General features: G+C 44.1%; 20 protein-coding genes and 1 riboswitch. Of the genes, 14 read left to right on the top strand and 6 right to left on the bottom strand.

Going from position 1 to position 24,210, the window contains the following annotated elements; all coding sequences use genetic code 11:
- Positions 1-57 precede the first annotated feature (57 nt).
- From BJR36_RS03455 to BJR36_RS03470, 4 genes are all read left to right on the top strand, one after another.
- On the top strand, positions 58-711 hold the full coding sequence (locus BJR36_RS03455; RefSeq protein WP_091230170.1) for a potassium channel family protein: 654 nt from the start codon (positions 58-60) through the stop codon (positions 709-711).
- Positions 708-1,409 (top strand): potassium channel family protein, encoded by a 702-nt coding sequence (locus BJR36_RS03460; RefSeq protein WP_091230175.1) that lies wholly within the window; start codon positions 708-710, stop codon positions 1,407-1,409. The genes BJR36_RS03455 and BJR36_RS03460 overlap by 4 nt, the downstream gene beginning before the upstream one ends.
- Before the next feature lie 75 nt (positions 1,410-1,484).
- Positions 1,485-3,023 (top strand): TrkH family potassium uptake protein, encoded by a 1,539-nt coding sequence (locus BJR36_RS03465; protein ID WP_091230177.1) that lies wholly within the window; start codon positions 1,485-1,487, stop codon positions 3,021-3,023.
- Positions 2,999-3,613 carry a hypothetical protein gene (locus BJR36_RS03470; protein ID WP_091230180.1) on the top strand — a complete coding sequence of 205 codons (615 nt, stop codon included), beginning with the start codon at positions 2,999-3,001 and terminating at the stop codon, positions 3,611-3,613. Before BJR36_RS03465 ends, BJR36_RS03470 begins: the two co-directional genes overlap by 25 nt.
- 98 nt (positions 3,614-3,711) lie before the next feature.
- On the opposite strand, the gene BJR36_RS03475 is transcribed toward BJR36_RS03470, so the two are convergent.
- Entirely contained in the window at positions 3,712-4,131 is a 420-nt protein-coding gene (locus BJR36_RS03475) for a hypothetical protein (RefSeq protein WP_091230182.1), read from the bottom strand.
- Positions 4,132-4,487: 356 nt separating this feature from the next.
- On the opposite strand from BJR36_RS03475, the gene BJR36_RS03480 reads away from it, so the two are divergent.
- The 4 genes from BJR36_RS03480 (at position 4,488) to BJR36_RS03495 (ending at position 12,021) form a co-directional block, all read left to right on the top strand.
- Positions 4,488-9,113, top strand: coding sequence for a DUF4214 domain-containing protein (locus BJR36_RS03480; RefSeq protein WP_091230184.1), 4,626 nt, complete (start codon positions 4,488-4,490; stop codon positions 9,111-9,113).
- Positions 9,114-9,682: 569 nt separating this feature from the next.
- Entirely contained in the window at positions 9,683-10,915 is a 1,233-nt protein-coding gene (locus BJR36_RS20195; RefSeq protein ID WP_091230187.1) for a hypothetical protein, read from the top strand.
- A 67-nt stretch (positions 10,916-10,982) separates the two neighbouring features.
- Positions 10,983-11,576 (top strand): hypothetical protein, encoded by a 594-nt coding sequence (locus BJR36_RS03490; protein ID WP_091230189.1) that lies wholly within the window; start codon positions 10,983-10,985, stop codon positions 11,574-11,576.
- A gap of 124 nt (positions 11,577-11,700) precedes the next feature.
- Positions 11,701-12,021, top strand: coding sequence for a hypothetical protein (locus tag BJR36_RS03495; RefSeq protein ID WP_091230192.1), 321 nt, complete (start codon positions 11,701-11,703; stop codon positions 12,019-12,021).
- Here the strand turns inward: BJR36_RS03495 and guaA are convergent.
- Both guaA and BJR36_RS03505 read right to left on the bottom strand, forming a co-directional pair.
- Positions 12,005-13,540 carry a glutamine-hydrolyzing GMP synthase gene (gene guaA, locus BJR36_RS03500; RefSeq protein WP_091230194.1) on the bottom strand — a complete coding sequence of 512 codons (1,536 nt, stop codon included), beginning with the start codon at positions 13,538-13,540 and terminating at the stop codon, positions 12,005-12,007. The genes BJR36_RS03495 and guaA overlap by 17 nt on opposite strands.
- 177 nt (positions 13,541-13,717) lie before the next feature.
- Positions 13,718-15,040 (bottom strand): MATE family efflux transporter, encoded by a 1,323-nt coding sequence (locus BJR36_RS03505; protein WP_091230196.1) that lies wholly within the window; start codon positions 15,038-15,040, stop codon positions 13,718-13,720.
- A gap of 536 nt (positions 15,041-15,576) precedes the next feature.
- On the opposite strand from BJR36_RS03505, the gene BJR36_RS03510 reads away from it, so the two are divergent.
- Positions 15,577-16,143: a hypothetical protein gene (locus BJR36_RS03510; protein ID WP_091230198.1), complete on the top strand. Its 567-nt coding sequence runs from the start codon at positions 15,577-15,579 to the stop codon at positions 16,141-16,143.
- Positions 16,144-16,191: 48 nt separating this feature from the next.
- Here the strand turns inward: BJR36_RS03510 and BJR36_RS03515 are convergent, their stop codons facing one another.
- Entirely contained in the window at positions 16,192-16,890 is a 699-nt protein-coding gene (locus BJR36_RS03515) for a response regulator (protein WP_091230199.1), read from the bottom strand.
- Positions 16,880-18,454: a sensor histidine kinase gene (locus tag BJR36_RS03520; RefSeq protein ID WP_091230203.1), complete on the bottom strand. Its 1,575-nt coding sequence runs from the start codon at positions 18,452-18,454 to the stop codon at positions 16,880-16,882. Before BJR36_RS03520 ends, BJR36_RS03515 begins: the two co-directional genes overlap by 11 nt.
- Before the next feature lie 315 nt (positions 18,455-18,769).
- Between BJR36_RS03520 and BJR36_RS03525 the strand changes: the two genes are divergently transcribed.
- The 5 genes from BJR36_RS03525 (at position 18,770) to BJR36_RS03545 (ending at position 23,108) form a co-directional block, all read left to right on the top strand.
- The gene (locus BJR36_RS03525; protein WP_091230206.1) at positions 18,770-19,822 is read left to right on the top strand and encodes an inorganic phosphate transporter; all 1,053 of its coding nucleotides are present in this window, start codon (positions 18,770-18,772) and stop codon (positions 19,820-19,822) included.
- A gap of 48 nt (positions 19,823-19,870) precedes the next feature.
- Complete coding sequence (locus BJR36_RS03530; RefSeq protein WP_091230208.1) at positions 19,871-20,494, top strand: DUF47 domain-containing protein; 624 nt, start codon at positions 19,871-19,873, stop codon at positions 20,492-20,494.
- 343 nt (positions 20,495-20,837) lie between these two features.
- Positions 20,838-21,899 carry a sporulation integral membrane protein YtvI gene (ytvI, locus tag BJR36_RS03535; RefSeq protein ID WP_091230211.1) on the top strand — a complete coding sequence of 354 codons (1,062 nt, stop codon included), beginning with the start codon at positions 20,838-20,840 and terminating at the stop codon, positions 21,897-21,899.
- Between the two features lie 238 nt (positions 21,900-22,137).
- A complete protein-coding gene (locus BJR36_RS03540; RefSeq protein WP_091230214.1) occupies positions 22,138-22,779 on the top strand; it encodes a type I phosphoribosyltransferase in 642 nt (213 codons plus the stop codon).
- 110 nt (positions 22,780-22,889) lie between these two features.
- Positions 22,890-23,108, top strand: coding sequence for an RDAC family protein (locus BJR36_RS03545; RefSeq protein ID WP_242875443.1), 219 nt, complete (start codon positions 22,890-22,892; stop codon positions 23,106-23,108).
- 163 nt (positions 23,109-23,271) lie between these two features.
- Here BJR36_RS03545 and BJR36_RS03550 read toward each other — a convergent pair whose 3' ends face one another.
- Positions 23,272-23,961, bottom strand: coding sequence for an energy-coupled thiamine transporter ThiT (locus BJR36_RS03550; RefSeq protein WP_091230219.1), 690 nt, complete (start codon positions 23,959-23,961; stop codon positions 23,272-23,274).
- Positions 23,962-23,999: 38 nt separating this feature from the next.
- A riboswitch (TPP riboswitch) is annotated at positions 24,000-24,101 on the bottom strand.
- Positions 24,102-24,210: the final 109 nt, after the last annotated feature.

Below are 24,210 nucleotides of genomic sequence, written 5' to 3' on the forward strand. Positions count from 1 at the left end.
AAACGCAAGCGGTTGAACTTATAGGTTGTCCGCTTTGTAAAAAACGGAGGAAAATTTATGTACATAATCATCATTGGCTGCGGAAGGTTAGGCAGTAATCTGGCAAAGGGACTGGCTGACGATGGAAACGATATCTGCATTATTGACCGTGACGCCGACAAGCTGAATGCGTTGGGCAGCGGCTTTAACGGTCAGCGGATAAAGGGAATAGAATTTGACAGGGATATTCTGATGGAAGCCGGGGTACAGGATGCGGATGCAGTACTGGCAGTCACGCCGGATGACAATATAAACATTACGATATCGCTTATTGTGGATAAGATATTTAAAGTTAATAATGTCATTTCAAGGGTAAATGATCCCGGAAAAAAAACGATATATAACCAGCTGGGAATCAATACGATTGACCCAATCCAGTACGAACTTGAAATTCTGAAAAACAAGCTTCTGATTGAAAACATGGAGGTTTTATCCTCGCTGGACAATAATTATGAAATTATTGAGCTTCTTGTCTATAAAGAGAAGCATCTGTCGGTCATGGAAATTGAAGAGAGATACAAGTGTATTATTTCAGCTATTGTGAAGGAAGGCAGAATGGGGCTCCCGCAGAAAAATGAAATCGTAAGGCACGGGGACAGAATTGTTTGTACTGTTCAGAAAAAGGATAAGGGAAGACTAATAAATTCATTCGGTAAGGAGATTTTAATATGAAAACTATAATAATCGGCGGAGGAAAAATCGGCTATTATCTTTTTAAGACATTAAGGGAAAGAGGCCGCCAGGTTACCATTATAGAGAGAGACAAGGAAACATGCGGGAAAATAGCGGAAGACATTGATGGCGATATCATATGTGGTGACGGTACGGATTTGGAAGTGCTTAAGGAGGCTGGAATTGAGGAAGCGGAGATTGTAGCGGCAGTGACGGGCACGGATGAGGAAAACCTTGTAATATGCCAGATAGCAAAACTGAGCTTCAGCTCGATGAAGACAATAGCCCGCGTGAATAATCCCAAGAATACAACAATGTTCAAAAACCTGGGAATAGACAATACGGTCTGCAGCACGGAAGTCATCACAAACCTGATTGAATATGCCCTTAACGAAGAGGATTATAGAATCGTGAATACCTTCGGACGGGGTTCCATGGTGCTGGCAGAGCTGACGATCAGGGAAACAGTCACCTGGTGCAACAAAATGATCAAAGAGCTTCTGCTCCCGGAGGAGTGCGTATTCGTATCCGTAATGCGGGGTGAAGAGGTTATATATCCCAAAGGGGATACAGGACTTCAGAACAACGACAAGTTGCTTATTGTAACCAATTATTCGGTTTTAGCGGAATTAGTAGATGAGCTTTATGACGGAGGAAAAAGGAAATGGAAATCAAGAAAAATGAAATTACAGGCATAGTGGCTGAAGTGATCGCTGTCATATGTTATGTCGGAGCAGGCTTTATGGCGACGGTCGCCATAATGGGGTGACGTCATGAACCAGACAGAGAAAAAATCGTATAGCCTTGAAATAATCAGCTACTACACCGGATATATAGTTCTGATATCCTCTTCGCTGATGGCAATACCGGCATTGACATCCCTTATGTTCAAAGAGTGGAACCCACTGCTTGATTTTATAATAAGCATGACAGTATCGCTGGCTGCCGGGCTTGCGCTGGTTATGTTCGGAATGAGGATGAAGAAGGAAAAGCCGGACGTGCAGTGGAAACATGGCTTTGCCGTTGCCGCCCTTTCATGGCTCATTCTGACAGTTCTGTGCGCGATGCCGTACTGGCTGAGCGGACATATGAAATCATATCTGGATGCATGTTTTGATGTTATGAGCGGATTCACCACGACGGGAGTAGTATTACTGCAGGATCTTGACCATATTTCCAATGGCCTTAATATGTGGAGACATATTCTGACTTTCATAGGGGGCCAGGGCATGGTTGTCCTTGCGCTGACATTTCTGGTGAAGGAAACAGGCGGAGCTTATAAAATGTACGTCGGCGAGGGCAAGGATATTGAACTGGTGCCTAACGTGAAGGGGACGACAAGGCAGATATGGAAGATAAGCATGATTTATCTTCTGGTAGGAACAGCCGTCCTCTGGGTGATTGGAATTGCTATAGGTCTGAAGCCTGTCTCGGCTATCCTCCATGCCATCTACATATTCGAATCCTCATGGAGCACGGGAGGGTTCGCGCCAAATACCCAGAATATCATGTATTACCATAGTCTGATATATGAGACAGCCGCTATGGTAATATTTATACTGGGCTCGTTCAACTTTGGACTGCACTATGCGATATGGCATGGAAAGCGCAAAGAGATCATAAAAAATATTGAGACCCAGAGCTTCTTCATAACGTCCTTTCTGACTGTCATTCTTGCTCTTGCAGGACTGGCCAGGCTGAACGTCTATCCGGATGCTGTTGCGGGCTTCAGGAGAGTCGTTTTCAATGTGCTCTCAGCTCATACGACAACTGGTTTCGGCTCCATTTATGCAAGGCAGTTCGCTTTGGAGTGGGGGGATTTCGGGATAATGATAATGGTTATAGCCATGCTGATCGGCGGTTCCGCATGCTCTACGGCAGGCGGTATCAAAGGCCTGCGGGTCGGAATCGTATGCAAAGGGCTTATCATGGACATTAAGAAACTGCTTTCATCTGAAAGAAGGATGAAGGTGTATAAATTCCATCATATTAAAGACCAGATTTTAAGTGAGGGAGCAATCAAATCGGCGGCAATTATCATCATCTGCTATATCGCCACATTTGGAGTAGGGACTCTTCTGGGAACTTATTACGGCTATCCACTTGCGGATTCCGCTTTTGAATCGGCATCCATAACAGGAAATGTTGGTCTGAGCATAGGAGTCACGGCACCTGGGATGCCTGCCGCTATGAAGGTTTATTATATAATTGCAATGTATCTGGGCAGATTAGAGTTTCTTTCGGTATTTGCACTGATTGGCTATCTATTTGGAGGTGTGAAAAAAGTATGCGCAAATTACCGGGAACGCTGATGATCATCCTGCTGGCGGCATTTACCATTTCGCTAAGCGTAAATGCGGAACAGGCAGCGAGTGGAAATACGGATGTCGAAAATTCAGAGTCTGAAAATGATGATGCGGAAAAAACAGAAAAAGCAGAAGAAGCAGAAGAAGCAAAAGAAGCAAAAGAAGCAATCAGGACAGACATAAACGCTCTGATAGAAAATGCGAAAGAGCTTGATGGAAAAGAGGTTACGGTACAGGGCGAAGCTATCGGTGAACGAATGGACAGAGGGGATTATTCCTGGGTCAATATAAATGACGGGACAAATGCAATCGGTCTCTGGATAGAAAAAAGTGAAGCGGAAAAGATAACCTGCTATGGAACCTATAAATTCAAAGGAGACATGGTTCATGTAACCGGAATATTCTATAGGGCATGCAGTGAGCATGGAGGCGAGGCGGATCTGCATGGCGGTTCGGTGGTGATAGCGGAAGAAGGGTATTATGTGGCAGAAAAAATACCATTCTTGAAAAAAATATCCACTGCTGCCCTGGCAGCATGCGGTCTGGTAATCGCAGCTGTTTGCCTGCCGGTAATCAGAAAAAGGATTGACAGATAGAAGCATCTGCTACAGGAGCTGTTCCGGCAAGTAATTATCGTAAAAATCGAGAAATAAAAGCGGGAAGTGTATGTTGAAAAACACTTCCCGCTTTATTTTTATTGCTCCAGTTCTAAAAACTCTTTTTTAGTAACAGCATCAATGAGTACTGAGTCATCCTCGTCGTAGATGCATGAATTTCCGGATTTGGAATAGAATTCCGTAATATCGCCTGTCTTTGGATTGAGATAGTATACTACGCGGGTATGCTCATCGGCTATAAGCGACAGCTCACCCATGTAATTGGCAGCAATCACATTCAGTCCGGAGATATCCGGTGCCTGTTCTTCATAGACTTTCTGTACATCCGATTTGAGCACTGTGAATCCATGGAAGAGATAGCCGCATATCAGGCAGATGGCGAAGGCCAGCACTGCAATGACTATATGTGAAATAGGCGCGAGAATATCGTGCCAGTGTTTCTCCTTTTCAGTATGCCCGCTTTTTTCTGTCTGTAATTCTGAATCGGTTGATTTCATCGTTGTGTACTCCTTAATTTTTTTATAGTTCCCTTCATGATTTGAAAGCTTTCTGTAGATTATAATATTTTTGGATAGGAATATCAATCAGAATTGTTCTTCTTATTGTTTTTTTACACGGAATTATATAAATGCAGTAAAAAAATGCAGATAGTACAAATAATATAAAAAGAAAGGATAATACTACAAAGTCATTGGACGTTTTCTATTATAAGATTATAGTTAACGAGATCATTTTTTGATTTATAGGAAATTACTCGAATTTCCTATAAATCAAAAACGCTCCGCGTAGAATGTGCAGTCGGGCTTTTTCGTTTTAAATGTAATGGGACAAAAAAATGGGAGGTTAAAAAACGATGTTGAGAAAAAAATTCAAGAGAATGACAGCGCTTATGCTGACTGGTGCAATGATCATCACGCTGCCGGCTTTTCCCGGGCAGATGACAGTCATTGCTGCAAATGAGGATACGTTCTATTCCGATGAGCAGACAGTCTATGTAAGCAGCCTGGGCGAGGAACGATCGGTTCTTTTTAATGAGAACTGGAAGTTCTATTATGGGAATGCGAGTGCCGCCTTCCAGACAGCCTTCGATGATTCGGCATGGAGGACGGTGGATCTGCCTCATGACTACAGTATCGAACAGGAATTCAGCACAAAGTATGAGGCTGAAAGCGGTTTTCTTCCAGGTGGAACTGGATGGTACAGAAAAGCATTTACGCTGCCGGAAAGCTGTGAAGGGAAATCTGTCACTATAGATTTTGGCGGCGTTTATATGAATTCCACAATTTATGTGAACGGACAGGAACTGGCGTACCATCCTTATGGGTATACACCGTTTTCTGTTGATATTTCAGACTATGTAGAATGCGACGGCGCGACAGAGAATGTCATTTCCGTGAAGGTCGATCATAAGTATCCAAGCAGCCGGTGGTATTCAGGAAGCGGGATATACAGAAATGTAAACCTTACCATTACCGATGCCGTACATGTAGCGCGTTATGGAACCGCAGTAACCACACCGAATCTGTCAACACAGAAGGGCGGCGATGTGGATGTCAATGTGACGACAACTGTACAGAATGATTCGGATGCGTCGGCTTCAGTAACGGTGCAGAATACGATATATGATGCGGAAAATATAGCAGTTTTAGCAACTGTATCAGACGCAGGTACCTTAGCTGCGGGAGAAACGAAAGATATCGCAGAAACGGCAAAGGTAAATAAGCCGTCTTTATGGTCGCCTGAAAATCCGGCATTGTATAAGGTTAAGACGGAAGTGCTCATGAACGGTCAGGTCGTTGATACTTATGAAACTACATTTGGTTTCCGTTATATCAGCTTCGACAGAACCACCGGCTTCTATCTGAACGGAGAAAAAGTGAAACTGAAGGGCGTCTGCCTTCATCATGACCAGGGTGCTTTAGGCTCTGAGGCACGTGCAGATGCGATTGAACGCCAGGTAAGGATTCTTAAGGAAATGGGATGCAATGCAATACGTGTAACCCACAATCCTGCTGCGGATGAACTGCTGGAAGCCTGCAATCGATACGGTATCCTGGTTGTGGAGGAAGCCTTCGATACATGGAGCAATCCGAAGAATGGAAACAGCAACGATTATTCGTCTCATTTTAACGAAATGATTGAAGCGGACAACCAGATCATCGGTGGAAGCAGCGACATGACATGGGCGGAATTCGATGTAAAAGCCATGGCAGACCGTGGAAAGAACAACCCAAGCGTCATTATGTGGTCACTTGGAAATGAGATACTGGAAGGCATCAGCGGGAATTCTGCTGCATACCCGACTTATGCACAAAATATGATCGACTGGATCGAGGAAGTGGATCCGGGAGTAGGAACAGCCAGATATATCACATTCGGCGATAACGGACCACTGGCGAACACCGCTGGAAATTCGGCGAAGGTTGCCGAGGTCATCACTGCCAATGGCGGTATCGTAGGAATAAACTATCAGAGCGGCAGTTACAGCAATTACTATAATAATCATCCGAATTGGAAGATTGTCGCTTCAGAAACGGCGTCTGCTATCGGAAGCCGTGGAGTATATTATACCAAAGGGCAGGATTCAGCCGGCCTGCAGATCAGTGCTTATGACAAGACCGCAGTAGGCTGGGGGGTCACGGCCAGCTCTTCCTGGCTTTCTGTCATCAAGAACGATTTTATGTCAGGTGAATTTGTATGGACTGGCTTTGATTATATCGGAGAACCGACTCCATGGAACGGAACTGGATCCGGATCGGTTTCAGGAAAGGGCGCAATACCGAAGTCTTCCTATTTCGGTATTATTGATACTGCCGGATTTGCAAAAGATGACTATTATCTGTACCAGAGTCTGTGGAACGATAACGTGAACACCCTGCATGTCCTTCCTTGCTGGGATGAGGACATCATTGTGAAGGATGCGAGTGGAAATGTTGAAGTAGCTGTCTACAGCGATGCCGCCAAAGTGGAATTGTATCTGAATGATGTGCTTATCGGTACACAGACTTCAGAGATCAAGACAACTGCTGCGGGCTATCAGTATCGTATGTTCAATGGCGGAACCAGCAATACGAATCTCTATGCGACTTTCAATGTACCTTACGCAGCAGGCACCCTGACTGCAAAGGCATATGATGCAGCAGGAAATGAAATCACAGATACCGTTGGAAGAAATACAGTTTCAACAACTTCAGGCGAGGCAGCCTTAGATGTTTACGCAGAGGATGCAGCCTATACAAGTCTTGCTGCGGATGATTACAGCTTATCCTACATTACAGTGGATGTAGAGGACGCCAGCGGAGAACTGGTACAGGATGCAGATACAGCAATTACATTCAGCCTGACCGGAAACGGAGAAATCGTCGGTGTCGATAATGGAAATGCCGCTGACAACGACAGCTTTGTTCCAACCAGCACGACTAGTGCAAGCCGTGACGCCTTCAGTGGAAAAGCACTGGTTATCGTAAAATCGACGGATAAATCAGGAAGCTTCACTCTTACGGCTTCAGCTGACGGACTTGCATCAGATTCGATTACGGTTAAGACAGCTCCTGTTGGAGATGAAAGCCAGCTGAGCGTGTCATCTTATGATCTGTCAAGGCATTGCTATGTAAAACTGGGAACCGCAGATGTTACACTTCCGGCAGTTTCTGAAGTAACTTATAGTGATGGAACAAAAGAAAATATTACAATCAGCTGGGATGAGTTTGATAAATCACAGCTTGCTGATATGGGGATTTATGAGGCAACAGGTACGCTTAGGACCAAGTGCGGGGATGTAGCTGTGAAGGTTTCCGTTCACGTTCTGGGGCATATTGTGGATATGCTGAATTACGCCACAATCACAAAGCCTGGTACGGTACCTGATCTTCCAAATGTGCTTCCTTCTGTACTGGAAGACGGAACAGTGTATGATGAATTCAGCGTTACCTGGGATGCTGTGACAGCTGAGCTGTTTGCAGATGCTGGAGATGTGGTTTTAGTTTCAGGAATGGCCACAGTACTGGATGAACAATTCCCGGTGACAGCTTCGGTCCGCGTAGCTGAAGGAGTAAAGGGTGCATCTTCTAATATAGCGCCGAAATATCTGGACTTGACAGAAAGCTGCACAGCGCCTTCAGATACCCTGATATCCATTACAAATGGAAATAAGAAACCAGGCGATTCGACAGCAGAGCGTTGGACAAACTGGAATGAAAGAACCCAATATATAGATGCTGCTATAACAATGACCTGGGCAACTGCTCATATGGTAGATACGATCAATTTATGTTTCTTTACAGATAACAGCTGTGCGGTTCCTTCAAACGTGAAGATACAGTACAGCATTGACAACGTCAACTGGCTTGATATTGCCTATGCGTCCGTTTCTCCGGTCAGCTATTTGCAGGGACATACAAGCTACGTGCTTGCGAATCCAATTAATCCGATTGCTGTCCGTGTGATCCTGACACCGGCATCCGGGAAGGCAATGGGCCTTACAGAAATGGAAGTAATCGGAAGCGAATACATTTATAATGCCAATACATCTGCAGATTTATCGGAAATCAATGTTGATGGTACAGACATAAGCGGATTCGCAGCAGATGTATTGAAATACGATGTTCCTGCGGCATCTTCCGTAACAGCCCAGGGGGTAGGAAATGCAGCAGTAACGGTCCTTCCAAAAGACCGGAACGGTGTAGTACGCATCATTACGGAATCAGAAGACCATAGTGCAAGGAAAGTCTATGAAGTAAATACACCGGTTGACAAAGTAAACAGCTTCATTGTAAGGCTCTATGAAAAAGTGCTTGGAAGAACGGCAGATGATAGTGAAATCAGCTATTACACCACATCACTGAAGGCAAAAGAAAAGACGGGTGCAGACGTAGGATACGGATTCATTTTCAGCCCGGAATTTAAGGCCAGAGAATTAAGCAACGCAGACTATGTTGAAGTATTGTATGAGACCTTTATGGGACGTGCTTCAGATGCAGAAGGCAAATCATACTGGACAAACTATCTGGATAATGGCGTCTCAAGGCTTTACGTATTCAGGGGATTTGTAGAATCGAAAGAATATACAGATATCTGCGCAGCAAGCGGAATTGAAAGAGGACAGACTGCGCTTAAAGACCCGATAGATCAAAAACCACTCCTCACAATGTATGTCAATCGTCTGTATAGCAAGGCATTGGGGAGAGAAGCAGAATCTGGCGGACTGAATTATCATACAGGAGAGATTCTCGCTGGAAGGCTAACTCCGGTACAGGCAGCACAGAACTTTATATTCGCACCTGAATTTAAGGATAAAAATCTTTCGGATGAAGCGTATGTGAAGGTCCTCTACACAACCTTCATGGGAAGAGAATTTGACCAGTCAGGACTGGAGTACCATATGAACAGAATGGCGAATGGTACAAGCAGAGAAGAGGTACTTCTCGGATTTGCAAATTCACCTGAGTTCCAACTTATTATAAGAAGCTTCGAATTGTAATCTGATTCAGAAGCAGAAAGGCATAAGCAGCCGGATACAGGCTGCCTGTGCCTTTCTGTATTTCGGCCACATATATAGTGCTTTGGTGAGAAAATCCCTCTGGACAAACCGCGCATCAGCAGGAGGCTAGTCGTGTCTCGGCAGCGATCATAAAAAAGATATAATTTTTGTAAATGTTGATGCTATTATGGTTGATTTTAAATCTAAACATGGTAATATATGTATATAAAACTTTTTTTATATCATAGGACGAACGTACCTAAAACATAAAAAAATGCTTTGCGTGGGATGTGCAATCGGGCTTGTGGTGCTTGTCGACCACTTTAAATCAGCCTTCCGCACTGCAGTGCGTCTTTGCTCTTAAGAACGAGGGGCACGCGAGCTGAAGTGGAGAATCCACTTTGTTGAATGGAGTATAATATCTGAATGTCTCGGTGTTTTATGCAAAATCAGCATAAAAACACCTCGCGAGACAGGGGTTCTGAATAGTTACCCCAAAAGGACAACGCAGATATAGGGGAAGCAAAAACTATACCAGGAAAACAAAAACTCAGGAGAAGGAGAAGTATATGGAGATTAACAAAACAAAATCGATCAAGATCGCTTATGTTATGAAACCGGCAGTTGATGACAGCGAGTATTCGCGATTCAGCAAATGTGTATTGGAGCTTGATTTTGGATTAGAAGAGATGAAGGTAAGGGTAAGTTCGGAGGTTGGGGGAACTGAGAACGGATATCTTACATACAGATGGAAACCGGCTTATGAAGGCGAGACTTTCTGTGATTTCCTTGAAAAAGCAACGCTGAAGGATTTTTACAATAAACTGTCGCCAGAATATGATGGACCAAAGTCCATGCTGGCAGCCTTCCTGAATATCTTAGTAGGTGATATCCAGCCGCAGTTCGCGGAAGAATTCAAAATCATGATGAATGAGGATAAAGGAAGCACGGATGCACCGGTGGAAGAAGAGGTTAAGGAAGTAGAAGTAAAAGAAGCAGAAGTAAAAGAGGTGGAAGTAAAAGAAGCAGCAGTAAAAGAAGAAATAGCACAGTATACGGAAGCAGCAACTATGCCAGCACCGGAAGTATCCGTGCAGGAACCAGAAGCCATACAGAAGATATCTGAAAGAGAACCGCAATATGATGAAGAAGTCGTATTGGAAGTCATAGATGAGAAGATGCTCAATAGAATGCTGAATGAGAATGCTTCACTGGAAGAAGACTTTTTGGAAAAAAAGGTTGAAGCCAGCATAGAGGAAGAGCCCTTGCAGGAAGTGATTGCAGAAGGGACAGATTTGATAATCGAAGAGAAGACGGAAGAGATTACAGAAGAGATTACAGAAGAGATTACAGAAGAGATTACAGAAGAGTTCCCGGATGAAGAAGAATTTTTGGATGAAGAAGAGTTCCTGGATGAAGAAGAGTTTTTGGATGAAGAAGAGTTTTTGGATGAAGAAGAGTTCCTGGATGAAGAAGAATTCATGGAAGAGAATGTACAGGAAACTCCGATACAGAAGGAGCCTGAAAAAGAGGACATAACACTAAGGGAAGATTTTTTGTGGAATAAGGAAATAAAAGTAACTGTAATCAACTGCGCCGGCAGTAAGAATGAATACCGGTGGGGGACAGGCAGGGATATGTATGAGTTGATCAATACATATGACGAGACAAAAGCCTGGGATGTTCCGATGCTGGATAATGAGGTTGAAGATGTTTTCATAAACGGAGAAAATGTTTCAAGATATAAGTATCTGGAAGAAATATATAAAGATCTGCTCAGATATAAAAGATACGCTGTATAGGAGCATGATTCTGGCTGAAACAGCCAGAATCTCCACTTGACTTAGAATTGATAACAGGAGGCTTAATATGAGTGCTGGAAATTTATATAAAACAGAAGATGTATATTATATGATAAAAACGGAGTCTTACCTTCACGTACCTGCAAATATACAAGAGATTGCAGGGGAGAGAGAGGAAGATAACCAATATATCATTATGTGCAAGATAAATGGCAACGACATGAAAATGAAGTTGAGCAGAAAGGAATATCTGGACAATATTGGCGCCGGCTGCAAAAAGATCAGCTTTGAGGCATCTCAGATATCCTTTGTTGCGAAGAATAAGAGCAAGGCTTTCAAAAACGGATGGTACCAGGCTGATGATCTCTATACCAGGGTTTCACTGAATGATGATTATATGGCTTTCACGGAGCAGAATTGCGGACTTGAAGTTGAGGATTTTTTGGCAGAGCTGGCTAAGACAACGAAAGTACAGGAAAGTTTGAAAGAAGATAAGGAATTTGGATTCTATACTTACTACAGCGACTGCAAGGCGGTACCTAAGGTAGGAATTACAACGATGAATTCACTTATGAAGCTGATGAATCATTTCGAGACGACAGGGTCGTATAAATCGATGGAGGATCTGGTTAAGGACAGGGGATATAAGAGGATGAAATAGAGGTTAAAGATAAGGCTGTCCCCGCTTCGGAAGAAGCGGGGGCAGCCTTATCTTGTGGGGTAGGGAAAAGGCAACAGTCTAGCGAAGCGTTGCAGGAATCAGGTGATAAGGGAGGAAGAGGTCGATGATGGGCTGGCGCCCTATATCGATGGGGATAGCTTCCCACCACAACAGCCGTGCAACAGCTCGAAAATGCATGCGCATTTCCTCGCTGACGGGCTGGCGCCCTATAAAAATAAAAGCAAAAGCCCATGTCCGAGAACAAGTTCTCTTCGCATCCCTCTACGACAGCCGTGCAACAGCTCGAAAATGCATGCGCATTTCCTCGCTGACGGGCTGGCGCCCTATAAAAATAAAAGCAGAAGCCCATGTCCGAGAACAAGTTCTCTTCCATGGGCTTCCGCTTTTATTTTTGCACGGCTTTCAGGTTATTCAAATTCTATAGTAGCTGGTGGTTTTCCGGTGCAGTCGTAGAATACGCGGTTGACGCCTTTTACTTCGTTTACGATTCTGCTTGTTACTATTCCGAGGACTTCCCATGGAAGATCGGCGGATTCGGCGGTCATGAAGTCGGAGGTGTTAACGGCTCTGAGGGCTACGGCATAGTCGTAGGTTCTTTCGTCGCCCATTACGCCTACTGAACGCATGTTGGTGAGGGCTGCGAAGTACTGGCCGATTGTTTTGTCGAGACCGGCTTTTGCGATTTCTTCGCGGTAGATGGCGTCTGCATCCTGGATGATCTGTACTTTTTCAGGAGTGATGTCGCCGATGATCCTGATTGCAAGTCCAGGGCCCGGGAAAGGCTGTCTGAATACGAGGTTTTCAGGAATTCCGAGCTCTAAGCCGGCTTTTCTAACTTCGTCTTTGAAGAGATCACGGAGCGGTTCGATGATCTCTTTGAAATCTACGTAGTCAGGAAGTCCGCCTACGTTGTGGTGGCTCTTGATTACGGCTGATTTTCCAAGACCGCTTTCGATAACGTCAGGGTAGATTGTTCCCTGTACGAGATAGTCTACGACTCCGATTTTTTTAGCTTCTTCCTCGAATACACGGATGAATTCTTCGCCTACGATTTTTCTCTTTGTTTCAGGATCTGAAACGCCTGCCAGCTTCGCGTAGAATCTTTCCTGTACATTAACGCGGATGAAGTTCAGGTCGAACTGGTTAGAGAATATTGCTTCTACTTCGTCACCTTCGTTTTTACGGAGAAGACCGTGGTCAACGAAGATACAGGTGAGCTGTTTTCCGATGGCTTTTGCAATCATTACGGCTGCAACAGAAGAATCAACGCCGCCTGATAATGCGCAAAGAACCTTTTTGTCGCCTACTTTTTCTTTGATTGCCTTGATGGAATCTTCTACGAAGGAGTCCATTTTCCAGTCGCCGGTACACTCGCAGATGTTGTAAAGGAAGTTGGAAATCATCTGGGTACCTTCCTGTGTATGGACAACTTCAGGATGGAACTGAACAGCATACAGCTTCTGGTCAGCTTTTTCCAAAGCGGCAACTGGACATGAGTCTGTTCGTCCTGTAATTCTGAAGCCTTCTGGAATTTCTGAAATGAAGTCCGTATGGCTCATCCAGCAGATTGAAGTTTCGGAGAGATCCTGAAATAATTTTGAGGTTGTATCGAAAGTTACTTCGGTTTTTCCATATTCCCTTACCGGTGCCTTGCTTACTTCACCGCCAAGAAGATGAGACATCAGCTGTGAACCGTAGCAGATTCCGAGCACAGGGATTCCGAGTTCGAAGATTTCCTTATCACATTTAGGAGAACCATCTTCATAAACACTTGCAGGGCCGCCGGTGAAAATGATGCCTTTAGGATCTAATTCTTTTATTTTTTCTAAACTTGTATCATATGACATTACTTCGCAGTATACGTTGCATTCCCTGACTCTTCTTGCGATGAGCTGGTTATACTGTCCACCAAAGTCGAGTACAATGACTAATTCTCTTTCCACAAATCTTCCTCCTGATTTTTCGTTTGATTATTGGTAACATCTAATTTATTATTATATGTTATGAAAGTTGCATTGACAAGGGAGAAATGATTGAAAATCTTTTTACAGGCGCCAAACTTATAACATCAGAAGCCCGATAAATAGACAAGTTGCCTAATTCAAGGACAGAATGCAAGTTTATAAGCGGATCCGCTGCCATTTCCCGCTGAAAAAACGGTATATGAAGCATAACGCTCTGAACGCCCAGTCTATGGTCATTGCGACCCAGGCGCCGAATACTCCGAGGCCGAATACCTTGCCGAGAACATAGCAGAAGGCAATACGCCAGGTCCACATGGATACGATGGAAATAATCATGGTAAATTTCACGTCGCTGGCAGCACGCAGTGCATTCGGAAGCGTAAAGGACAGCGGCCAGATCAGAATGGCACAGATACTGTGGTAAACAAGTATTTTTATGGTAACGGCAGCAGTTGCATCGGAGAGGTTGAAAAGCCTGACAAGCCATGGACAGGAAAAAATGATGGCGATATTCACTACTGCCATTGCGGTATAGGTGATTTTCATCATCTGTAGCGTGTAGCGTTTTGCCTGTTCAAATTCTTTTGCCCCTGCGCACTGCCCCACTATGGTGATCAGGGCAAGGCCAATTGCAGAACCGGGAAGGACTGCAAAGCTGGCTATGGTGTTGGAGACGGCATTTGCAGTGATTGCAGTGGTGCCAAACAACGAGATGATCCTCAACACAAGGATCTTGCCTATCTGGAACATGCCGTTCTCCAGGCCGTTAGGAATTCCGATGCTTAGAATCCTTTTAATCATGAGGTAGTCAGGGCGCCAGCCGAACTCTTTTCCTATATGTATAGCCAGCTTTGGATTCCTGATCATGACCAACATGATGACAGCAGCGGCAATTCGCGATACCAGTGCGGGGATGGCAACACCGGCGGTCCCCATATGAAACCCGTAGATCAGGATGCTGTTTCCGATGATGTTTATGGCATTCATGCACAAAGAGGCCTTCATCGACACCTTGGAATTACCCATGGAACGGAAGAGGGCGGCACAGGAATTGTACATGGAAAGGAACGGGAAGGAAAAGGCCGTTATCAGGAAGTAGGTTTTTGCCCCGCTCATAACCTCTGCATCAATATTTCCGAACAGCGTACTGAGAATCCAGGAATGCCCGGCGACACACAATGCCGTAATGGCAGTCGAGATTATCAATCCGGAAAGGAGGAGCTGGTTTGCAGAAATACAGGCATTTTTTTTGTCGCCGCGTCCAATGTACTGCGCGGAAATAACGGCGCCGCCAGTAGCGAGAGCCGAGAATATGGTAATGATCAGAATGTTGATGGTATCAGCCAGGGAAACACCGGATACGGCGGCTTCGCCTGCGCTTGCGACCATGACTACGCCCATCATGCCGACGAATACGGCAAGAAACTGCTCAATGACCAGCGGAATTATCAGTTTGGAGAGATCTTTTTTTGTAAACATACTGTCACTCTTTTTCTTGTTACATGATTACAGATTTATGATGTTACTATCACTATTCTAGACCCATAGATAAATTTGTCAAGGCATTGGCGCTGCCGTTATCTTTGAAAATCGCTCTGTACAGGATAAAATACAATATAGCCTGTTTTGCCAGAGCATTCCAATGGCAATGCTGATAATTCTTTTTTTACTCCTGACATGCAAGAGGGCTATTGATTGGAAGAGATGCACTGACAGAACGGAAGACTTGCTTAAATAACTAAAAATTAGAAAGTATTTACATAATAAATTGAATACTTGTGAAAATATATAAAAATCACAGATTAAAGTTGTAAATATAAAGTAGAAGTTATATAATTGTCGAATAGTGAAAAAACAATACCATCAATCCAAAAGACACCTTAGCCGTTTGCAAAATCACTGCAGTATCAGATTCACGAAACGCCGGAGACTGTTCATCCATTGCATGCAAGGGGCTGTCAGATTTGTCGGATGGGAGTCTTTTCCCGGTCAGTCTTAACGAAGGGGGAGGATTTATGTTTACGGAATATGAAATTGAATTGAAATTAAAGGGAACAGCTGTCCAGTGCAGCAGGGCATGTGAGGAACTGTTGAAGATGCAGAAGGAATCTTCGGATAAGGAGCTTGTGTCGTATCTTGAAGTGAACGGGTACAATAAGGAGTATAAGGAAGAGTATGAGACCGTATGTATTGCGAACTTTGACCATGAAATACATAGTCTGGCACGCAGGCTGCCTCCATATGCGGAGGCTGAAGTGGAGATCAGTTTCAGAAGGGGCGCATTTTACATAGAAATAGATGGGGAAGTTGATGAGGCGGCTGAGAATTTATGCCGTGAAATTTGCAGAAAATATCCGGATATGAATCTTGATGGAATCATAAATGAATATATTGCCGGAACCGGCGAGTGTATCGAGTACATAACAGTAGAGTCGAAAAAAGGAGAAAACAGGGTGTCCTTTACTGAGACTTATAACTATAAACGTGAAGGTACTATTACAGATGAGGAACTGGCACAGATGATTGGGGAAGGGCAGACAGCAGAACCTGAAGGCAGACAGCTTTTCAGCTGGTGGCATTAGATGCAGGTACTGTCGCCCCTGATTCAGGATGGCTCTGGTCAGGAATAATTACCTGTCGTCTGCCATATAGTAGCCGACTCCGATTTCGGTAAATATATATTTCGGATCGGCAGGGTTGCTCTCTATTTTGCGGCGGATGTTTGCCATATTCACCCTCAATATCTGGTTGCTCGTAGGAGAATTAGGTCCCCATATCTGGGTGATCAGGTATTCGTAGGTGAGTACTTTGCCGGCATTTTTTGCAAGGAGAGACACAAGCTTATATTCGTTCTGGGTGAGGTGTACCTTATTTCCTTCCAGAAGGATGGATCTTTTTTCGAAATCGATTACCATATCCCTGACCTGGAAGAAGTTTGAGGAGTTGGAAGATGCGGATTTAGCATTTCTTCGGAGTGCAGCGCGTATTCGTGCCATCAGTTCGGAAGTGCCGAAAGGCTTCGTAATGTAGTCATCTGCGCCAAAATCCAGGGCCTGAACTTTTTCATGTTCCTGGGTCCTGGCCGATACGACTATGACGGGTATGCCTGACCATGTCCGGATTTCTTTCAGCACCTGAAGACCATCCATGTCGGGAAGACCGAGATCAAGGAGGATGATATCAGGGCAGTGAGAAGCGATCATGGAAAGTCCGTCTTTTCCTGTAGCGCATTTTATGGCTTTATAGCTGTTCGCAGCAAGTGAAGCTGCGATAAAATCACATATGACTGGTTCGTCTTCGATGATCAGTACTGAGGATTTATAGTGCATAGCTGGTTCCTCCTTCTAAAGGCAGAGAAAATGTAAAATGGGCACCGCCGTCCTTGTGGTTGCCAGCGGTGATAGTGCCACCATGTGCAGTGATGATCGTTTTGCAGATGGAAAGGCCGATGCCGATTCCTTTTGAGGAATCGGTACTTTTATTTTTCTTATAGGAGTATCCTTCGAATATGGAGTCAAAGTTCGGAAGATCCGGTTCCCCGGATAAGTCGTTCACAGAGCCATTCATCAGCCCTATGCCGTAATCCCTGATATGGAAGATAACCTGGTCATCTTCTTTGTCAACATAAAGCTCTGTCGGTTTTTTGCTTTCAGAATGGACGATAGCGTTTTCGGTCAGATTGATCAGGACCTGCTCGATCAGTGTGGCATCCATTGGAACCATCAGAAATTCATCCGGAACCCTGACCTGGATGACAGCATCCGGATAACGTTTTTTTATACGCATAACGGCTTCAGACACCACCTCTTCAAGGGGTTCGGCTATCTTATTCACGGTCGATCCCTCTTCGCGGATCCTGGTTACGGAAAGAAGGTTTTCGACCATATGGAGAAGCCAGTTTGAATCATCATGGATATTGCGCAGAAGCTTGTCATGCTGCTCAGGACTCAGGATGTCTTTATGCTCAAGAAGGGTAGTGCTGGAGCCGATTATGCCGGTCAGGGGAGTCCTGAGATCGTGTGAAACGGCCCGGAGCAGATTGGCTCTCATATTCTCCTTTTCGGCCTCCATTTTTATCTGCTGCTGAACCTCTGACAGGTGCTGCCGCTCTATGGCCATAGCTGCCTGTGAGATGATTGAATTGAGGAACCTGAGCTGTGTTTTTTCCAAAGGCTTCTGCTCTTCCCGGTAGATTCCAAGAACACCCCAGATTTCATTATGGGAAACAAGCGGCAGATATGTACAGCTGCTGCGGCCGCAGAAATCTGTTCCAACACCGGCTTTTTCCTTACGGTCGAATACCCACTGGACGATAAACTTTTCGTGGTATGATGTCATGAGAATCTTATGGCCCGGGGCAGTGCTCTTGATTATTCCAGGAATTCCGGAACGGGGCGGCGTCTGGTAAAAAATAACAGAGCAGTTTAAAAATTCCCGGACATATTCGAGAATCAGGTTGATGATATGCGGAAATCCACTGGCAGAGAGCAGTTCGTTGCCGATTTCAGTAAGCTTATCTGCTTTTTCCTGCTTTTCGCGGAAAAGTCTGTCTTTAACTCTGTTGCTGAAAACCAGACGGCTGATGATCAAAGCATTCACAAGCATTACGGCAAAGGGGAATGCAAAGAAAGGGAAACTGTCGGATTTGAGAGGCAGGCTGAAAAAATAAATCATCCCTGCGAGTCCGGCTAAGGATGCAAGAGCGCCCCGGAAAAAGGAGCCGGTTATCATGGAAACAGCCGCTGCAGCCAGGATGAAGCTTGTAGAAATGAGCATGTGGCTCTCGGGATGGATCCTGAATATAAAGGAAACCGCAAAAGCAGATGCCAGCGGCAGGATGGAGGCAAGTTCAAAAAGGGGTCCTTTTCTGCCTGGTATATCAAAATGTATCATTTGTCATACTCCTTGGGGAAAATAGGGTGAAATTCTGTTTGCAACACAGTTATTCTTGCGTTCACATAAGTAATGATGCAGGGGCGAAAGTATTGTGCCCTCTGATACCTGCGGTTTGTTCCGCACTATAGATATGGTAAAGCAAAGTGGCAGTTCTGTAAAGATGTTGTTAAGAAAGAGTAAAGAATATTGTCTGATTGTTAAGTTTATGTTAAAATTCAAACGATCATGAAAATATAAGAATAATAGAAAATTTGTGACCAGGAAGCATGTAGTCTGACTGGTTACGGAAATTTAAAATCGGGAGGAATCAAAATGACAATAACATTGGGTGATTTTTTGAGTCAGCTCATATCGAACCCGGCTTTGCTGATTACAGTCATACTGACGCTGGGTGTTATACTTGTAAATGGATGGACAGATGCCCCTAATGCGATTGCAACCTGCGTTTCCACGCGTTCTCTGGAACCGAAGAAGGCAATTATTATGGCAGCCGTATTCAATTTTTTCGGTGTCTTCGTAATGACGATGGTAAGTGCAAAGGTTGCACAGACAATCTATAAAATGGTCGATTTCGGCGGAGATCCGAAGAAAGCGCTGGTAGCACTCTGTGCAGCTCTTTTCGCAATCGTTGTCTGGGCAACGGCAGCATGGGCATTCGGAATCCCTACAAGCGAAAGCCATGCACTGATAGCCGGCATTTCTGGTGCGGCGATTGCGCTTCAGGGCGGACTTTCAGGCATAAATGGCGCTGAATGGATGAAAGTCGTTTACGGACTTTTTATGTCGACGATACTGGGATTCGGACTTGGATTCGCTTCGGTGCGTCTTATAGAGTTTGTATGCAAAGGAATCGATAAAAGAAAAACCGGCCCTGTATTCCAGAAAGCACAGGTAGCAGGCGGTGCGGCAATGGCATTCATGCACGGTGCACAGGACGGACAGAAATTCATGGGTGTATTCATGCTCGGTGTATTCCTTGCAAAAGGGGAAGCGAATGTTACGGATTTTGCCATTCCGGTCTGGCTCATGATTCTCTGTTCAGCAGTAATGGCACTCGGTACTTCGATCGGCGGCTACAAAATTATCAAGACTGTAGGCATGGGCATGGTAAAACTTGAAAAGTATCAGGGCTTTGCCGCTGACCTTGCAGGTGCAATCAGCCTTCTGATGTCTTCTGTATGGGGAGTTCCTGTAAGTACAACCCACACTAAGACCACTGCAATCATGGGTGTAGGCGCTGCCAAACGTGTCTCCTCAGTCAACTGGAGCATTGTAAAAGAAATGATGGCAGCATGGGTGCTGACTTTCCCTGGATGCGGAATAGTAGGCTATGTGATGGCACAGATATTTATGAGGATTTTCTAAATCAAGGATATAAATAACCTTCTTCAACAACAGAAAGGAAATGATAAAATGAAAAATAAAAGAGAATATAATTATTTCGAAGCTTTTGTAAACCTGTCTAAATTTTCTATGGATTCAGCAGAACTTTTGTGTAAGACCTTGTGTGATTTCAATACAGAAGCCCTCCCGGCTAAAATAGAAGAGATGCATGTGATTGAGCATTCAGCAGATATCGCAAAGCATGATATGCTTAACAGGCTTTTAAAAGAATTCCTTCCGCCAATCGAAAGGGAAGATATCATCAGCCTTTCACAGAAAATAGATGATGTGACAGATTCTGTTGAAGACGTTCTCATTGGAATCGATATCTTCAATGTGAAAACCATACGTCCGGAAATCCTGAAATTCACTGATATTATAGCAAATTGCTGCAAATCAATGGATGTGGCACTCTGCGAGTTCCAGAACTTCAAGAGATCAAAGACACTCCAGTCAAAAATCATTGAAATCAACCGTTTAGAAGAAGAAGCGGACGCTTTATATGTGAATGAAGTAAGAAGCCTCTATAAAAACTCAAATGATCCTGTTGAACTTATGGTATGGACTGAAATTCTGAGACGTCTTGAAAAATGTGCAGATGCATGTGAAGACGTGGCAAATGATATTGAAAGCATCGTGATGAAGAATTCATAATAAGAATAGCGGCGGGCCGGATTCATTATATCCGTTCTACCGGAACATAAGCCGTTACTGTTCACTCCGTGACCAGTAACACGCTTCGCGATGCACAGAAATGGTTGAAATACACCATTTCGCGCTGCAATCCCCGGGTTTTATGTGACTTTCGCTTCGCTACACTCACAAAAACACCTCGCGTTGGATAACGTGTGAACAGTAACCATAAGCCTTCAGCCATCTTTTTATTTAGACGACTGAGGGCTTATTTTTTCATGTTATTTATGATACAATAGAAGTAGATATTCCTAAAATTGGAAGCGAGGACTGCTTGGCCCCGCCATTAAGAAGGAGAAAAGGCATGAATATAGAAAAACAGAAGACGTTCCTGATACGGTTTGCGTTTATTGCGCTGCTGCTTGGACTTGGGTACTTTGGCATCAAATATGCCCTGCCCCTTATGATGCCGTTTGTGATAGGTCTTATTATATCGGTGATTATGTGTCCGATCTTTGACCTGCTGGAAGAAAAAATCAGGATAAAGCGTGCATTTATAGTTGTTATAGTACTCTTTATGCTTTATGGAGTGATCATACTCGGGGGCATTTTCTTTGGATTCAAGATCATTGCGTTTCTTGAACAGATATTCTACGGCTTGCCAGATCTTTATTCCAAAACAATTGAACCTGCATTGACATCCTGGGGACAGAGAATGCTTGACCGTTTCCCAGAGATAAAGCCATATCTCGAAAATGTATCGAACAGCATCAATGATTCGATTTTTTCATTCCTAAAGGATGCATCAACGAAGGTCGTCGGCATGATTACGGGGTTTGCAAGCCAGATACCGTCAACGCTTGTCAAGTTTATATTTACGATTGTATCGTCTATATTCTTTTCTATCGACTACCACAAAATCTGGCGTTTTGTTCTGAGGCAGTTTAAACCGGAAAACAGGGAATTTATTCTGGGCCTCAAGGATAATGTGATAGGTATGATAGGCAAATTACTGAAGGCATATGCGCTGCTTATAACAATTACATTTATTGAGCTCTCCATAGGGTTTGCACTGCTGGGAGTAAAACCAGCAATGCTCTGGGGGTTCGTGGTCGCCCTGGTGGACATCATGCCGATTTTGGGAACCGGAGCAATACTGATTCCATGGGCTATAGCGGCTCTTATTTTCCGCAAGACAACACTGGGAGCAGGAATGCTTGTGCTGTATATCGTGATCACTGCCGTAAGGCAGACACTGGAACCTAAAGTGATAGGTCAGCAGATAGGGCTTCATCCGGTGGTAACGCTTCTGTGCATGTTTGTCGGCGTACAGCTTATGGGAATCTGGGGGTTGTTTCTGCTGCCGCTTGCGGCTACCATTATTAAGAAATCGAATGATGAAGGAACAATCCATCTGTTCAAATAGGGAAGGCTTCTGTCAGGAAACCGCTGGTGAGGAAACCTCAAGTCAGGAAACCTCAAGTCAGGAAACCTCAAGTCAGGAAACCTCAAGTCAGGCATCCTGCAAGACGAAATGACTGAATGTTTGCGGAAATTCTTTGTATATAATTCGGGTTGATATAAGTAAAAAAAAAGAATATAATAATAGCAAAGGATAGGTAGAATTCACAGATAATTACAACTTCAATAAGGAGGTATTTGTTATGGAGGACAGAGCTATCAAGATCTATGCACCAACAAATAATAAAATCGTTTTGAAGATAATTCCAGGACATTTTGCCACAAACTATTCGCACGTAAACTATTATATCGATATGACCGCTATTAAGACCCGCCAGAGCGATGCTTTGGAGGCGGCGAAGGCTATGGCATCAAAGTATGCAAACGACAGGGTTGTGGATACGATTGTATGCATGGATGGATGCGAAGTTATTGGTGCGTTTTTTGCACAGGAACTTGCAAATGCAGGGGTTTTGTCTTTAAATGCCCACAAAACCATATATGTTATAGCGCCGGAGTATAATTCCGTGGGACAGATGGTTTTCAGGCAGAACAATATTCCGGCAGTGGCAGGAAAGCACGTTGTTGTACTGGCAGCGGCAATCACTGCAGGAAATACAGTCCGCAGAAGCCTTGAAAGCATAAGCTATTATGGCGGAAATATTCAGGGCGTTGAAACGGTATTCAGTGCTGTCGACGAAATTGAAGGGTATCTGGTAAGCTCTATTTTTAAAGCAAAGGATCTTCCGGAATATAAGACTTATTCTACAAAAGAATGTCCATTCTGCAAGCAGGGCCATAAACTGGAAGCTGTCATCAGCAGCAACGGCTATACGCTGCTCTAAGCGGTCAGATACATTAAAAGCGGACCAGAATTCTAACTAAACGAGATATAATATCGGGAAAGATGAAGGATTTATTTATGAAAACAGTCACATTCAGTCAGATAATCGAATTGAACAAAATTTTACAGGAAAAAGGATTGAATTATAAGATCCACATAAGCGATGCATGCGGACAGCAGTCCATGTGGATTGAGGCTCTGGATTCGGAACTTTCGATTCCGATGGATGACAGCCTGAATGAAACGATCATCTATTATTTCGCAAAACAGGGGATGGGGCTGGATTTCTCAAGTGACAGAGATTCCTTCTGGGTTGCTGAAGAGGATTGAACCTAAAAAGCCGTATTAAAAAAGCATGGACAACAGAAAAACAATTTCTGCTGTCCATGCTTTCAAAATTTGCGGCTATTCTGGATTATGACCTGAACACAAATTGCTGATTTTGCAATTTGTGTGCACCATCTGTGACTATAAAGGACGTAGTCCTGAATACTTACGAATTCTGTACCTTTCCGGCTGGTGCAGGGCTGCATCCGGCGATTTTCTTGATTTCAGCCAATGCCTTGGTGACAGGAGGCATACAGATGACCACCAGGGTAAGAGCGGCTTCAGCGCCTATATAAGAACCATTATATGCCAGCGAGTATATGGGTGCGCTCATTCCGTAATCTTTTGCATATAGTCCAAAGAAGATCATTCCTGACAGGAAGGCGAAAAGGAGACGTCCAAGGACTCCGGCCACATAGCCTTTGATCATGCCGTGTCTGGAATTATGGAAGATTCCGGAAAGTCCAAGGGCACCGAAGGCAAGGAGATAGTCAACGACCATCTGCTGAAAGCTAATGATATAGGGATCGATCATCAGCTGAAGAAGTCCGTATGCAAGACCTGTCATAAGCCCTATTCTTAAGCCGTACCAGTATCCGATCAGACAGATGAAGAACATGCTGAAGAGGGTTACAGAGCCGCCCATAGGCAGGTGGAACAGCTTGAGCATGGAAGTGACCATGGCCATTGCGATTGCGAGTGAGGAGAAGACCAGCTGCTTCGTCTGCATGCGCTGCTTTTCCCTTCCTTTGCTGATAAACCCGATCGCAAGGATGAGTGCTGCGATAACGACGATGATTGCGATGTAGCCAGGTGCTTTTAACGAAGTTGCATTTTTAACAAAAAAATTGAACATAAAAAAATCCTCCTTAAAAAAATAAAATTCTACAGGAGGAGACTACTTTGGTGCTTCCTTACGCCGGCATTAACCGTGTCAAGTTTTGAGGGTCAGCATGAAACATGCTTTCTCAGCCAAAGGCTCCCCTAGCAATATAAACTGCTATTAAGTTAAAACCACTATATAAGGATTTTAAAAAAAAGTCAACAATAAAAAGGAAATTTCAATAAAAAGAGAGAAATGATGAACGGGTGTTCCGCTTGAACG

Source organism: Anaerobium acetethylicum (genome assembly GCF_900096945.1).
Taxonomy (GTDB): Bacteria; Bacillota; Clostridia; order Lachnospirales; family Lachnospiraceae; genus Anaerobium; species Anaerobium acetethylicum.

Coding starts and splice junctions, on each gene's coding strand:
- BJR36_RS03495 (WP_091230192.1), top strand. CDS start 11,701: ATGATGGGCTGGCGCCCTATATCGATGGGGATAGCTTCCCACCACAAC.
- BJR36_RS03480 (WP_091230184.1), top strand. CDS start 4,488: ATGTTGAGAAAAAAATTCAAGAGAATGACAGCGCTTATGCTGACTGGT.
- BJR36_RS03455 (WP_091230170.1), top strand. CDS start 58: ATGTACATAATCATCATTGGCTGCGGAAGGTTAGGCAGTAATCTGGCA.
- BJR36_RS03520 (WP_091230203.1), bottom strand. CDS start 18,454: ATGATACATTTTGATATACCAGGCAGAAAAGGACCCCTTTTTGAACTT.
- BJR36_RS03515 (WP_091230199.1), bottom strand. CDS start 16,890: ATGCACTATAAATCCTCAGTACTGATCATCGAAGACGAACCAGTCATA.
- BJR36_RS03490 (WP_091230189.1), top strand. CDS start 10,983: ATGAGTGCTGGAAATTTATATAAAACAGAAGATGTATATTATATGATA.
- ytvI (WP_091230211.1), top strand. CDS start 20,838: ATGAATATAGAAAAACAGAAGACGTTCCTGATACGGTTTGCGTTTATT.
- BJR36_RS03470 (WP_091230180.1), top strand. CDS start 2,999: ATGCGCAAATTACCGGGAACGCTGATGATCATCCTGCTGGCGGCATTT.
- BJR36_RS03530 (WP_091230208.1), top strand. CDS start 19,871: ATGAAAAATAAAAGAGAATATAATTATTTCGAAGCTTTTGTAAACCTG.
- BJR36_RS03525 (WP_091230206.1), top strand. CDS start 18,770: ATGACAATAACATTGGGTGATTTTTTGAGTCAGCTCATATCGAACCCG.
- BJR36_RS03465 (WP_091230177.1), top strand. CDS start 1,485: ATGAACCAGACAGAGAAAAAATCGTATAGCCTTGAAATAATCAGCTAC.
- BJR36_RS03460 (WP_091230175.1), top strand. CDS start 708: ATGAAAACTATAATAATCGGCGGAGGAAAAATCGGCTATTATCTTTTT.
- BJR36_RS03510 (WP_091230198.1), top strand. CDS start 15,577: ATGTTTACGGAATATGAAATTGAATTGAAATTAAAGGGAACAGCTGTC.
- BJR36_RS03475 (WP_091230182.1), bottom strand. CDS start 4,131: ATGAAATCAACCGATTCAGAATTACAGACAGAAAAAAGCGGGCATACT.
- BJR36_RS03550 (WP_091230219.1), bottom strand. CDS start 23,961: ATGTTCAATTTTTTTGTTAAAAATGCAACTTCGTTAAAAGCACCTGGC.
- BJR36_RS03540 (WP_091230214.1), top strand. CDS start 22,138: ATGGAGGACAGAGCTATCAAGATCTATGCACCAACAAATAATAAAATC.
- BJR36_RS03505 (WP_091230196.1), bottom strand. CDS start 15,040: ATGTTTACAAAAAAAGATCTCTCCAAACTGATAATTCCGCTGGTCATT.
- BJR36_RS20195 (WP_091230187.1), top strand. CDS start 9,683: ATGGAGATTAACAAAACAAAATCGATCAAGATCGCTTATGTTATGAAA.